This window comes from Corynebacterium alimapuense (assembly GCF_003716585.1).
GTDB classification, from domain to species: Bacteria; Actinomycetota; Actinomycetes; order Mycobacteriales; family Mycobacteriaceae; genus Corynebacterium; species Corynebacterium alimapuense.
This window is the reverse complement of the sequence record NZ_PTJO01000005.1, coordinates 105,778-117,286: the sequence shown is the minus strand read 5'-3', so window position 1 is coordinate 117,286 and position 11,509 is coordinate 105,778. Positions and strand designations below refer to the sequence as shown.

At 57.0% G+C, this 11,509-nt stretch carries 11 protein-coding genes; 6 read left to right on the top strand and 5 right to left on the bottom strand.

All coding sequences use genetic code 11. The features are described 5' to 3' along the window. Nucleotides 1–5: 5 nt before the first annotated feature. The 3 genes from C5L39_RS07640 to C5L39_RS07630 form a co-directional block, all read right to left on the bottom strand. Nucleotides 6–743, bottom strand: a complete 738-nt coding sequence (locus C5L39_RS07640; RefSeq protein WP_245974936.1) for an ABC transporter permease — start codon at nt 741–743, stop codon at nt 6–8. Then, a complete protein-coding gene (locus tag C5L39_RS07635) occupies nt 740–1,492 on the bottom strand; it encodes an ABC transporter ATP-binding protein (RefSeq protein WP_123048307.1) in 753 nt (250 codons plus the stop codon). The genes C5L39_RS07640 and C5L39_RS07635 overlap by 4 nt, the downstream gene beginning before the upstream one ends. Before the next feature lie 62 nt (nt 1,493–1,554). Further along, nucleotides 1,555–2,226 carry a 3'-5' exonuclease gene (locus C5L39_RS07630; RefSeq protein WP_123048306.1) on the bottom strand — a complete coding sequence of 224 codons (672 nt, stop codon included), beginning with the start codon at nt 2,224–2,226 and terminating at the stop codon, nt 1,555–1,557. 53 nt (nt 2,227–2,279) lie between these two features. On the opposite strand from C5L39_RS07630, the gene ligA reads away from it, so the two are divergent. After that, the gene (ligA, locus tag C5L39_RS07625; RefSeq protein ID WP_123048595.1) at nt 2,280–4,343 is read left to right on the top strand and encodes an NAD-dependent DNA ligase LigA; all 2,064 of its coding nucleotides are present in this window, start codon (nt 2,280–2,282) and stop codon (nt 4,341–4,343) included. Here the strand turns inward: ligA and C5L39_RS07620 are convergent. After that, nucleotides 4,340–5,011: an ACT domain-containing protein gene (locus tag C5L39_RS07620; RefSeq protein WP_123048305.1), complete on the bottom strand. Its 672-nt coding sequence runs from the start codon at nt 5,009–5,011 to the stop codon at nt 4,340–4,342. The genes ligA and C5L39_RS07620 overlap by 4 nt on opposite strands. A gap of 184 nt (nt 5,012–5,195) precedes the next feature. Between C5L39_RS07620 and gatC the strand changes: the two genes are divergently transcribed. From gatC to C5L39_RS07605, 3 genes are all read left to right on the top strand, one after another. Continuing rightward, nucleotides 5,196–5,492 (top strand): Asp-tRNA(Asn)/Glu-tRNA(Gln) amidotransferase subunit GatC, encoded by a 297-nt coding sequence (gene gatC, locus C5L39_RS07615; protein ID WP_123048304.1) that lies wholly within the window; start codon nt 5,196–5,198, stop codon nt 5,490–5,492. Nucleotides 5,493–5,497: 5 nt separating this feature from the next. Continuing rightward, nucleotides 5,498–6,988, top strand: a complete 1,491-nt coding sequence (gene gatA / locus C5L39_RS07610) for an Asp-tRNA(Asn)/Glu-tRNA(Gln) amidotransferase subunit GatA (RefSeq protein ID WP_123048303.1) — start codon at nt 5,498–5,500, stop codon at nt 6,986–6,988. A 315-nt stretch (nt 6,989–7,303) separates the two neighbouring features. Continuing rightward, the gene (locus C5L39_RS07605; protein ID WP_123048302.1) at nt 7,304–8,161 is read left to right on the top strand and encodes a siderophore-interacting protein; all 858 of its coding nucleotides are present in this window, start codon (nt 7,304–7,306) and stop codon (nt 8,159–8,161) included. A gap of 3 nt (nt 8,162–8,164) precedes the next feature. Here C5L39_RS07605 and C5L39_RS07600 read toward each other — a convergent pair whose 3' ends face one another. Further along, the gene (locus C5L39_RS07600; RefSeq protein WP_123048301.1) at nt 8,165–8,488 is read right to left on the bottom strand and encodes a hypothetical protein; all 324 of its coding nucleotides are present in this window, start codon (nt 8,486–8,488) and stop codon (nt 8,165–8,167) included. Between the two features lie 34 nt (nt 8,489–8,522). Here C5L39_RS07600 and C5L39_RS07595 point away from each other — a divergent pair, with 34 nt between their 5' ends. Further along, a complete protein-coding gene (locus C5L39_RS07595; RefSeq protein WP_123048300.1) occupies nt 8,523–9,950 on the top strand; it encodes a DHA2 family efflux MFS transporter permease subunit in 1,428 nt (475 codons plus the stop codon). A 10-nt stretch (nt 9,951–9,960) separates the two neighbouring features. Then, nucleotides 9,961–10,992 carry a 6-phosphofructokinase gene (locus C5L39_RS07590; RefSeq protein WP_165858011.1) on the top strand — a complete coding sequence of 344 codons (1,032 nt, stop codon included), beginning with the start codon at nt 9,961–9,963 and terminating at the stop codon, nt 10,990–10,992. Nucleotides 10,993–11,509: the final 517 nt, after the last annotated feature.

Below are 11,509 nucleotides of genomic sequence, written 5' to 3'. Positions count from 1 at the left end.
AATCCTTATGAGGTCCGCCGGGGCATCGTAGTAGAGGCGAGCACCAGAAATCCAACGGCAAAGGCCAAACAAATAGCAATGTCTTTGGCCACCTCCCCGGTGAACCCTGAACGAGAGGCTTCCGTGGCGGCGTCGAAGGCATAGGACAGCGGCAAGAGATTGGAGATCCACTCCAATAGCTGGGGTAGTTCATTGCGCGGCATGAGCAGACCACTCAATAAGATCTGCGGGATGATGAGCACCGGCATCAGCTGCACGGCTTGGAACTCCGAGCGGGCGAAAGCCGAGCCGAATAGCCCCAGCGAGAGGCCCGTCACGCCGGTCACCACCGCGATCATCGTCAAGGTCCACCACGAAGCCTGAGTATGGACATCGAGGAATAGGCCCATGACGGTTACCAGGAGCAGTGATTGGATAACCGCTAGCAGTGCGAAGGCACCGGCATAGCCGCCGATGAGATCGGCTCGGTGCAAACGGGTAGTCCAAAGCCGCTCGAGAGTGCCATTGGCGCGTTCGCGCTGCATAGTCACCGAGGAGATGATGAACATCAACGACAGCGGGAGGATAACAGTCATCCCGATCGCGATGAAGCTAAACAGCTCCCGATTATTTTCATAAATATAGAAAAACAGCAAGAGGAGCATCGTCGGAACGACCAAGAGGATGGCCATAGATCTGGGGTCGGCTTTGAGCTGTCGAAGTACTCGGCCAGAAGTAGCCAATAGCAGCCGTGGATTGATCATGTGGACCCCTCGCTATCGTGGCTGGATTCAATCGCGGAGAGGAAAGCTCCCTCATAAGAGGACGCACCGGTCTGCGCTAATAGTTCGGACGGAGTCCCTTGCCAGACAATCAAGCCCTTGCGCATGAGTATCAGCTGATCGCAATGGGAGGCTTCTTCCATGACGTGGCTAGAGACCAACAGCGTGTCCCCGGCATCAGCCAATTCGCGGAACTGCTCCCATAATTCGGCCCGGACGACTGGATCGAGGCCAACCGTGGGCTCATCCATGACCAGCAGTTCGGGATCCCCCACCAGAGCGCAACCCAGGGAGGCCCTTCCGCGCTGCCCACCCGATAGCTGAGCTACCTGTTTATGGCGGGTTTCCTCGAGCCCTAACCGAGTCAGTACCTCGCCGGTATCTCCTCCGGAGAGAAGCGCGAAATAGCGCAGATTTTCTTCCACTGTTAGTTCTGGGTAGAGGCTAGGAGATTGAGTCACATAGCCGATCCGGCCACGTAGATCTTTTTCCCCAGCCGCATGGTCGAGGACCTCCAAGCGACCAGTGAACTTTTGGAGGCCGGAGACAGCGCGCATGAGCGTGGTCTTTCCGCAGCCAGAAGGTCCAAGCAACCCCGTGATGGAGCCGGCGGGGATATCGAAGCTGAGCTCATGGAGGACCTGAGTAGCTCGTCGCCCAGAGCCACGGGTGACCGACATCTCGCTAGCCGATACCGCTGGGTGCTGCGAGTGCGCTCTCGAAGGAGTCATATCTTCATTGAACGCCTAGTTGCTGGGGCAAGCAACAGCCCCAGAAGGTGACCTTTGCCCAATCAGGACTGCATCGGCCAGCTGGTATTGACGGTGTTGGGATCCTTACCTTGCCCTTGGAGATACTTGGCGAAATCCATTTGGCGTTCGTAGTAGCCCACCGCTTGCAGCTCCATCAGCTCACCGGTATCCATTTTTGATAGTTCCGGCCATTGTTTGACCTGCTTCCAGGCAATGCGCGCAGCGGCGAGTGCGTCGGCGGTGGCTTCATGGGCGTTGTCTAGACGTACGCCATAGTGCGCGGAAAGATCGGTCAGCGTCCGGCGGCCTTTGCGGTAGCGGTCTTTGACTTTGTCCACCACATAAGGGTCAAACACCGGGCCGGTGACCGTGAAATCACCGGTGAGTTGGCGCAGAACCGTCAGATCATAGCTAGCGTTGAACACAATAAGCGTCAGGCCATCTGCCCAACCGGCTTTGATTTGCTCGACGGTCTCACGCAGTACCTCCTCATGCGGTCGGCCTTCAGCCTGGGCCTTTTCCGTAGTGATGCCGTGGATCTTGGCAGCTTCTTCTGGGATCTCTATTCCTGGGTCGGCCAAGTGCTCGAGAGCATTAACCTGCGATCCATCGATCCGCACCATTGCCGAGGTGACGATGCGGGCCTCTAACGGATTGGCGGAGGTGGTCTCCAGGTCGAAGGACAACATGCGGGTCGCGTCGAAATTGGTCATGCGCTCAACCCTAGCCGTAGCACCCGACACTAGAATTGGAGATCGTGACTGATGTGAAACCCGAAGTGGATGCTGACCTGCGCCGTGAGTGGAACGAGCTGGCCGAATTGGTCCGCCACCACCGTGATCTCTACTACAACAATCAGCCGGAGATTCCCGATGCTGATTTCGATGAGTTCTTCCGTCGCCTGCAAAAGCTCGAACAACGCCATCCCGAACTAGCGGTGCCAGAAAGCCCGACGATGGAGGTCGGCGCACCAACGGCTGTCTCCTCGACTTTCGATAATGTCGTCCACCTCGAACGCATGATGAGCTTGGACAACGTCTTTGATGATGAAGAACTCAGCGAGTGGCTAGCGCGCACCCCTGCCGAGACCTATCTCACCGAGCTCAAGATCGATGGACTTTCTCTAGCGTTGGTGTATCGGAATGGTCAGCTCGAGCGAGCAGCCACCCGAGGTGATGGCCGAACCGGGGAGGATGTCACTGCCAATGCGCGAGTCATCGAGGACATTCCCCACCAACTGACCGCAACTGATGATTATCCCATCCCGAGCTTGCTGGAGGTCCGCGGAGAGGTATTCATCGCCGTTGAGGATTTCGCTGAAGTCAATCAGCTCCGCCAAGAGGCTGGGGGCAAGCCGTTTGCCAATCCCCGCAATGCTGCGGCGGGGTCGCTGCGCCAGAAAAACCCTGAGGATGTCCGTCCACGGCGGCTGCGCATGATCACCCATGGTGTGGGGGCGCGCGAGGGATTTTCCCCTGATTCTCAGTTTGCCGCCTATCAAGCATTGGCTGCTTGGGGGCTGCCGGTGAGCCCTTATACCGAGCAAGTTCATAGCGCGCGCGAAGTACGGGAGAAGGTTGCTTATTGGGCCGATCATCGCCACGACGCATTGCACGAGATGGATGGCCTAGTGGTCAAGGTCGATTCTTATGCCCAGCAGCGAGCCCTTGGTTCTACTAGCCGCGCACCACGGTGGGCGATTGCCTACAAGTACCCGCCAGAGGAGGTCACCACCATCTTGATCGATATTCAGGTCGGAGTGGGCCGCACTGGTCGAGTGACTCCGTTTGCGATTATGGAACCGGTTTTTGTAGCTGGCTCCACGGTGGCCATGGCTACGCTGCATAACCAAACGGAGGTCATCCGCAAGGGCGTGCTCATTGGCGACACGGTAGTCATCCGCAAAGCTGGCGAGATCATTCCGGAGGTGCTGGGCCCAGTCGTCGAGCGCCGCACTGGCAGTGAGCGTCAGTTCATCTTCCCTACGTTGTGCCCGTCTTGTGGCACCCGTTTGGCGCCGCAGAAGGAAGGTGACGCCGATTGGCGTTGTCCCAATTCTCGCAGCTGCCCTGCCCAGCTGAGCTCTAGGCTGACTTATTTGGCCGGCCGCGGCGGCTTCGATATTGAGGCGCTGGGGGAGAAGGGCGCCCAGGATCTCATCTATTCTGGCATCCTGAGCGATGAATCCGGTCTTTTCGATCTCACCGAAGAGGACTTATTGGCCTCGAAGGTTTACACAGCTAAATCTGGTGGTGTTAATGCCTCGGGTCATAAGCTGCTGGCAAACCTAGATTCAGCCAAATCCACCGAGCTGTGGCGGGTGATCGTCGCTCTTTCCATTCGACACGTCGGACCCACTGCTGCCCGTTCGTTGGCCACTCGCTATCGCTCATTGCCAGCGCTTATCGACGCCCCGATCGAAGACATCGCAGATACCGATGGCGTCGGCTTGATCATCGCCGAGAGCTTCAAATCCTGGTTTGAGATCGAGTGGCATCGTCAGATTATTGAGCGATGGGCCGCTGCTGGAGTGAGTATGGAAGACACGAGCGAAGACCTAGCTGTGCCAGTTCTAGAAGGATTGACCATCGTGGTCACCGGCTCGCTGGAGGGATTTACCCGCGATGGAGCCAAAGAGGCAATCATCACTCGTGGCGGCAAATCATCGGGATCGGTATCAAAGAAAACCGACTATGTCGTCGTCGGCGAGAACGCCGGGACCAAGGAAACTAAGGCTCGCGATCTCGGCCTGCGCATCCTTGATGAAGCCGGATTTATCCGGCTATTGGAGCACGGCCCGGCTGTCGATGAGGAGGAAACCCTTACTTAGGTAAGGATCGACCCGACGATTTGGCCGACATGACCGAGGTGATCGACTTCGCTGGCCAGGAAGTCCGGGCCACCAGTGCGACCGACTACCAACACCATGCCGGTTCCGTTCAACGGGGTCACCGCGAGCGAGGAGTCGAGCAGTCCCCAGGACGCAGGAATCCACTCTTCGGTCTCCGGATTGAGAATCCGAGCCTTGGTGACATCAATAGTCGTGGGGTTGCTTCCATCATCTTCAGGGGCGGCTTGGGCGGCCGCGACACGAGAGATTTTAGTGTCCTTGCCAGTGTCATCGAGCACGATTGCCCACGAGACAGTCATCGCCTGCGGGATGACATTGACCAATTCCTGCATGGCACGCTTGAGATCATTCGCGTGGGAGGCAACATTGGAGAGCATTTGAATCTGACCACGGCGGTCCACTCGGCCGGAGAACGGCCGGATTGAATCGACGACGACGCCATCGATGGAGCTAGCCGCGGTGATCAACGTATCAGCCATAATATCGCTCGGGAGCTCCACGACGATGTCATCTAAGACTGATCTATCGTGGAAGGTCTCCACAATATCGACTGACTTGATGTTGCCGCCGACGGCGCCGATAGCCTCCGCGAGCCTGCCGAGGCTTCCCGGGGCATCTGGGATTAAGATGCGGATGAGAAACGACATGATGTGTACGGCACCCTTTCATGGGTTGCTAATGCGGAAAATGCATGAGTGACTCTTCATATCATAGTTAACATCCCATTCCTCGTGATCAACTGGCAGTCAAACCCTCAGAGTCTGGCAGTGACTGGGGTTGCAGTACCATGAGAAAAGTTCATTCACAGATGTGTAAAGGATTGAGCCCGCCGTGTCCGAAATTTCGCGTGATGAGGTCGCCCACCTCGCTAAGCTATCTCGCCTAGCTCTTAGCGAGGACGAGCTCAAACAGTTCGCCGACCAGATCGACCAGATCGTCGACAATGTCTCGGCCGTTCGACGAGTCGAGGCCGAGGGAGTTGAGCCGATGAGCCACCCGCATTCGATTACTACTTCAATGCGAGAAGACGTCGTCATTCCTACTCTTACCTCCGAGCAGGCCCTTGACCAGGCACCTGCCGTCGAAGACCAGCGTTTCGTTGTGCCGCAGATCTTGGGGGAGGAGTAACCACCATGACTAGCTTCACCGTGCCCGAATCCGGGCTAACCTCCATGACCGCTGCCGATCTGGCAGAAGCGATTCATTCTCGCCAGGTGACCTCGCGTGAGGTCACTAGTGCCCACTTGGATCGCATTGCCGATACCGATGGAGAAATCAACGCCTTCCTCCACGTTGGTGCCGAGCAGGCGCTGGCCGCGGCGGATGCCGTCGACGAATCCCTGGACCGGGGCGAGGCACCGGCCTCTGCTCTGGCTGGTGTGCCTTTGGCACTGAAGGATTTGCTCACCACCACCGATGCCCCGACCACTGCGGCGTCGAAAATGCTCGAAGGGTGGATGAGCCCCTATGACTCCACCGTCACCACCAAGATTCGCCAGGCTGGTATCCCGATTCTGGGCAAGACCAATCTCGATGAGTTCGCCATGGGTTCTTCTACTGAGAACTCTGCTTTCGGACCGGTGCGCAACCCCTATGACCTAGATCGGACTCCGGGTGGCTCCGGTGGCGGATCTTCGGCTGCACTAGCTGCAGGTCAAGCACCGTTGGCCATTGGTACTGATACCGGCGGATCGATCCGTCAGCCAGCTGCCTTGACCAATACCGTGGGCGTTAAGCCGACCTATGGCACCGTCTCTCGTTACGGTCTCATCGCCGCTGCTTCATCTTTGGATCAAGTCGGGCCTACTGCTCGCACTGTCTTGGATACTGCATTGCTGCACGAGGTTATTGCTGGCCATGATTCTTTTGACGCCACTAGTGTTGACCGACCAGTTGCCAATGTCGTTGCTGCCGCACGCAAGGGTGCTACTGGCGATCTCAGCGGACTGAAAGTCGGTGTGGTCAAGCAATTTGACCGTGCAGGCTGGCAGCCCGGTGTCATGGATAACTACCATGAATCGCTGGCACAGTTGACCAGCCAGGGCGCGGAAATTATCGAGGTAGATTGCCCCCACTTCGATGACGCTTTGGCTGCCTACTACCTCATTATGCCGTGTGAGGTTTCTTCCAACCTCGCTCGTTTTGACGGCATGCGCTATGGACTGCGCGCCGGCGATGACGGAACCCATTCGGCCGATAAGGTTATGTCGATCTCGCGGGCAGAGGGCTTCGGCGATGAGGTCAAGCGCCGCATCATCGTGGGCACCTATGCGCTTTCGGTGGGCTACTACGACGCCTACTACCTGCAGGCTCAGCGCGTTCGTACCCTCATCGCGCAGGATTTTGCTGCAGCTTATGAGAAGGTCGATGTCTTGGTTACTCCGACCACCCCGACCACAGCCTTCAAGCTTGGCGAGAAGGTCTCCGATCCACTGGAGATGTACAACTTCGACCTGTGCACCTTGCCGCTGAACTTGGCTGGTCTGTGCGGTATGTCGGTGCCCTCCGGATTCGCCACAGATAGCAATCTGCCGGTCGGTCTGCAGATCATGGCCCCGGCTTTCGCTGATGACCGCCTCTACTATGTCGGCGCTGCCTTCGAAGCAGGTCGCAGCAAGGCATAAGTTCTTAGCAGCTGCAGTGCTGCAGGCCCCGGAGCGAGTTTTACTGCTCCGGGGCTTTGTGCGTGGGTGGGGTCATTGTCGCTAAGGCGTATTTCCAGGAGGCGTATTTTCTCACATAGGGCTCTTGGCTAGAGACGTATAATCCCTGTTCAGGAATCTAGGGCACGAATCGGCCGGTGAGAAAATACGCCTCGGCGCAATTCGCTAGTCGTACTAACCTCACATCCGCTCTGAAAGCTGATTTTTCACCCCGCCAACCGTCCAGAATCCAAAATAGGTTAGGGTGTCCTAAATCGACTATTAGGAGCAACACCCATGACCGCACCAGCACGCAAAAATCGCCCGATCCGCAAGCCCATTGAAGCCACAGTTACCGGAACCACCCGTCTGTCTCCGGATCTGATCCGTCTGAGCCTGAACGCGCCCGGCCTAGTCGGCAAGGATTTAGCCTTTTCCGATCACTACATCAAGCTGATCTTTGTTCCCGAAGAAGCCGATTACGCTTGGCCGTTCGATATTGTTGAGATCAGGGAAAATCTGCCGCGGGAGCTGCATCCAGTCACTCGCACCTATACCTTGCGGCGGGTAGACACTCTCACCGGTGATTTTGAGGTGGATTTTGTTACCCATGGTGACGAAGGGCTGGCTGGCCCGTGGTCTCAGCGTGCCGAAGAAGGCGATACCATTGCTTTTCTTGGACCCGGTGGTGCTTGGGCACCAGATTCTGACTATGAGCATTTCGTGCTCGCAGGTGATGAGACTGCGGCGCCGGCTTTAGCTGCGGCCGTCGAAAAGCTGCCGGAAGGCGCTAGCGCCGAGGTCTATGTAGAAATCGCCAACGCCAAGACCAAGTTCTCGATGCCAGAACGAGAAAACGTCAACATTCACTGGGTCTACCGCGATGGTGCAACTCCTGGCACTGCGCTATCGGCTGAGGTTCGTAGTGCAGGTATCCCGCAGCAGCGCACTTCCTGGTTCATCCACGGAGTCGCAGAAATGATCCGTGAACTGCGCCGCTTCCTCTTCGTTGACGGCGGGGTAGACAAAGCCGATGTATCGATCTCTGGTTATTGGCGCATCGGAATGACCGAGGATCAGTGGCAAAGTTCCAAGCAAGAATTCATCGCAGCGGTGGAGCAATCAGAGGCCCAAGAACTCAACCAGGGCCACTGATAGTTACTTCAGGTCAGAGACCACACAGGCTGCGCCACCGGCCACAGCCGTGACAGTCAGAACTGCAGGCCACGGCCCGATTTTCTTAGCCAAAGGATGCGAGGCGCCGAACGCACCGACGTAGAGGGCAGTCAATGCGGTGGCGGTCACTGGGCCGGAGGTAGCCACCCAGCTACGGGCTGCCCAATATCCGGCAGCCGCGAGTACCACACCGCCGAGTGGACGGATGCCGGTTTCCCGAGCAGTCACCCACCCTCCGATTAATCCAAGGGTGACTACAGACGCGGTGGAGACGTCTTCTGGCTTTTTAATATCGATCATGCTCATAGCTCATATTCTACGTCGGACTAGGCTTTGGTAAATGACTTCCGCGATTCCCGCTTCTACGGTATTGCCCAGGCCTCAGGCTTGGCGAGCATTAGCCGCCCTATGCCTGGGCTTTTTCATGATCTTGCTCGATCAGACTATCGTCGCGGTGGCTACTCCCTCTTTGCAAGAGGAGCTAGGAGCGAGCTTTAGCCAGGTCGTGTGGGTGACTTCGATCTATTTGCTGTGTGTGGTCGTCCCGCTGTTGTTTACCGGCCGGCTTGGTGATCGCTTCGGCCAGCGCACCGTATTCCAAGTGGGAGTGGCGGTGTTCACCCTGGCAGCGGTGGCAGGTTCGATGGCCCAATCTATCGAATTCCTTATTATCACCCGTGGCATCCAAGGCATTGGCGCAGCGATCCTGACCCCGCAAACCATGAGTGTGATCAACCGAGTATTCGCCAGGGAACACCGCGGGATGGCACTCGGAGCTTGGGGTGCGGTGGGGTCGGTGGCCAGCCTCACTGGGCCGGTATTAGGCGGACTTATCGTGCAAACGGTTGGGTGGCAGGGGATTTTTCTGCTGCACGTGCCGGTGGGAATTATTGCCATCGTCTTAGCCGGGATGTGGGTGCCTACTCTTCCTACTTACGCCCGGCGTATCGACGCCCCTTCTGTAGCCGTTTCCTTTATTGGCATGACCGCGCTGGTGTTCGCCGTTCAACAAGGACCAGAATCCGGCTGGCCACTGTGGGCAATAGGACTGCTTATCCTCGGAGTGGGAATGGTCTCATTGTTTATCCGCTTACAGTCCACTGCACTGGACCGTGGCTCTGAGCCGTTGGTTCCACTGACTATCTTCCGTAATCGCAACTATTCGCTGGGTGCTTTTTCGATCGCCACGATGGGTTTCACGGTCTCGTCGATGATGTTGCCGATCATGGTGTGGCTACAAGAAGGCAGGGGATTGGACTCCGGCCAAGCAGGCTTGATGATGATCCCGATGGCGGTCATCGCGATGGTGGCCTCTCCACTAGTTGGTCCGCTAGCCGATAAGTACCATCCCCGAATTATGTCGATGATTGGCTTTGGTACCACGGCCGGAGCTTTGCTTCTGGCCTGGGCAATTATGCGTGCCGACATCCCGGTTATCTACTTCCTGCTGCCCATCGCTTTGCTGGGAATTGGCAATTCTTTTGTCTGGGCACCAAATTCCGCAACCACTATGCGTGATGTTGATATTGCCTACATGGGCGCAGCTTCCGGGGTTTATAACACCACCCGGCAGACCGGAGCAGTGCTGGGTGCAGCTTCAGTCGGGGCGGCGATGCAGATCGGTGCGCTCAACTATGGATTGATCGACGGGATGGCAAATGCACTGCTGCTCCCGGTGGCTGCCCTCGGCTTAGGATTTATCGCCGTGTCCTTCTTCCAAAAGACAACACTTGAGCCAGCCGTCGCGCCGATGGGCTCTCGGAGATAGAATGATGCCTATGCGACTAGCTACTCTTACTTCCGGCGGCGATTGCCCCGGTCTCAACGCCGTCATCCGCGGAATCGTCCGCACCGCCAGCGCAGAGTTCGGTTCTACCGTCGTCGGTTACGAAGACGGTTGGGTCGGTCTGCTCGAGGACCGCCGCGTCGATCTCTACGACGATGAGAATATTGACCGTATTCTTCTCCGCGGCGGCACTATTTTGGGCACCGGTCGGCTTCACCCCGATAAGTTCAAAGCTGGTTTGGATCAGATTAAGCGCAACTTAGATGACGCTGGCATTGACGCCTTGATCCCCATCGGCGGCGAGGGAACCCTCAAGGGAGCTAAGTGGCTCTCCGACAACGGAATTCCGGTCGTTGGTGTGCCCAAGACCATTGATAATGACGTTAATGGTACTGACTACACCTTCGGCTTTGATACCGCTGTGGCGGTAGCCACCGATGCCGTTGACCGCCTCCACACCACCGCAGAGTCTCACAACCGAATTCTCATCGTTGAGGTCATGGGCCGCCACGTAGGTTGGATTGCGCTGCATGCCGGTATGGCTGGCGGAGCTCACTACACCGTGATCCCAGAGGTGCCCTTCGATATCGCTGAGATCTGCAAAGCAATGGAACGACGCTTCCAGATGGGCGAGAAGTACGGCATCATCGTCGTCTCCGAGGGCGCTGCACCGGCAGAGGGCACCATGGAACTGCGTTCGGGTGGCATCGACCAATTCGGCCACGAGATCTTCACCGGTATCGGCCAGCAGGTCGCCGATGAGATTCACCACCGTCTTGGCTATGACGTGCGTACTACCGTGCTCGGCCACATTCAGCGCGGCGGCACCCCGACGGCCTTCGACCGCGTGCTAGCCACCCGTTACGGTGTGCGTGCTACTCGTGCAGTGCATGAAGGAAAATTCGGTACTTCAGTTGCGCTCAACGGCGAGCGCATCATCAACATTCCGTTGGAAGAAGCCGTGGGCAAGCTCAAGACTGTTCCAATGGAACGTTTTAATACCGCCCAAGCTATGTTTGGCTAATAGTTGCTCAACCTGCACCACATGATGATTAGCCCACCTCGACAACGGGGGTGGGCTTTAGTCATTTCTGAGCGCCCCTAGCTTCGAGTAGCTGATATTTGGCAGCAAGTGGGCAATAGGGGAGCAGTGCCTCCAGCTTTAGTGTGGCCGAAACCGTGCGCCTGCTACCCCCGCGGACTGCTCTGCGATTCCGACTAGATTGGGCTAGCTGATGGCTAGCAATTCAGTAGGCCCTATCAAGCCACAACCTGCAGTTAGGAGTGGTCAGAGACATCTGACTGAGCCCAGATTGGGATCTTTCACATACCTGGCAAGTCCAGTGAGGAATGTGGCTTCTGTGGACAGTCGACTACCTCCATCGACTCCCCAGTGGGTATCCTTTCGAACTTATGTGGCAGTTAATACTGCCCCAGAGCGTGGATTATCAATCCGCAGTCAGTTCTTCTGAACAGCTGGAGTCCATAAAAGTCCGTCTCGCGGATGCCCAGGGCACGTTTATTTTTCTCAGTACATACCT

Bases quoted from the DNA above. Each gene is read 5' to 3' on its own strand.
- C5L39_RS07590 (WP_165858011.1), top strand. From the start codon at position 9,961: ATGCGACTAGCTACTCTTACTTCCGGCGGCGATTGCCCCGGTCTCAAC.
- gatA (WP_123048303.1), top strand. From the start codon at position 5,498: ATGACTAGCTTCACCGTGCCCGAATCCGGGCTAACCTCCATGACCGCT.
- C5L39_RS07620 (WP_123048305.1), bottom strand. From the start codon at position 5,011: ATGTCGTTTCTCATCCGCATCTTAATCCCAGATGCCCCGGGAAGCCTC.
- C5L39_RS07600 (WP_123048301.1), bottom strand. From the start codon at position 8,488: ATGAGCATGATCGATATTAAAAAGCCAGAAGACGTCTCCACCGCGTCT.
- C5L39_RS07640 (WP_245974936.1), bottom strand. From the start codon at position 743: ATGATCAATCCACGGCTGCTATTGGCTACTTCTGGCCGAGTACTTCGA.
- C5L39_RS07605 (WP_123048302.1), top strand. From the start codon at position 7,304: ATGACCGCACCAGCACGCAAAAATCGCCCGATCCGCAAGCCCATTGAA.
- C5L39_RS07630 (WP_123048306.1), bottom strand. From the start codon at position 2,226: ATGACCAATTTCGACGCGACCCGCATGTTGTCCTTCGACCTGGAGACC.
- C5L39_RS07595 (WP_123048300.1), top strand. From the start codon at position 8,523: ATGACTTCCGCGATTCCCGCTTCTACGGTATTGCCCAGGCCTCAGGCT.
- C5L39_RS07635 (WP_123048307.1), bottom strand. From the start codon at position 1,492: ATGACTCCTTCGAGAGCGCACTCGCAGCACCCAGCGGTATCGGCTAGC.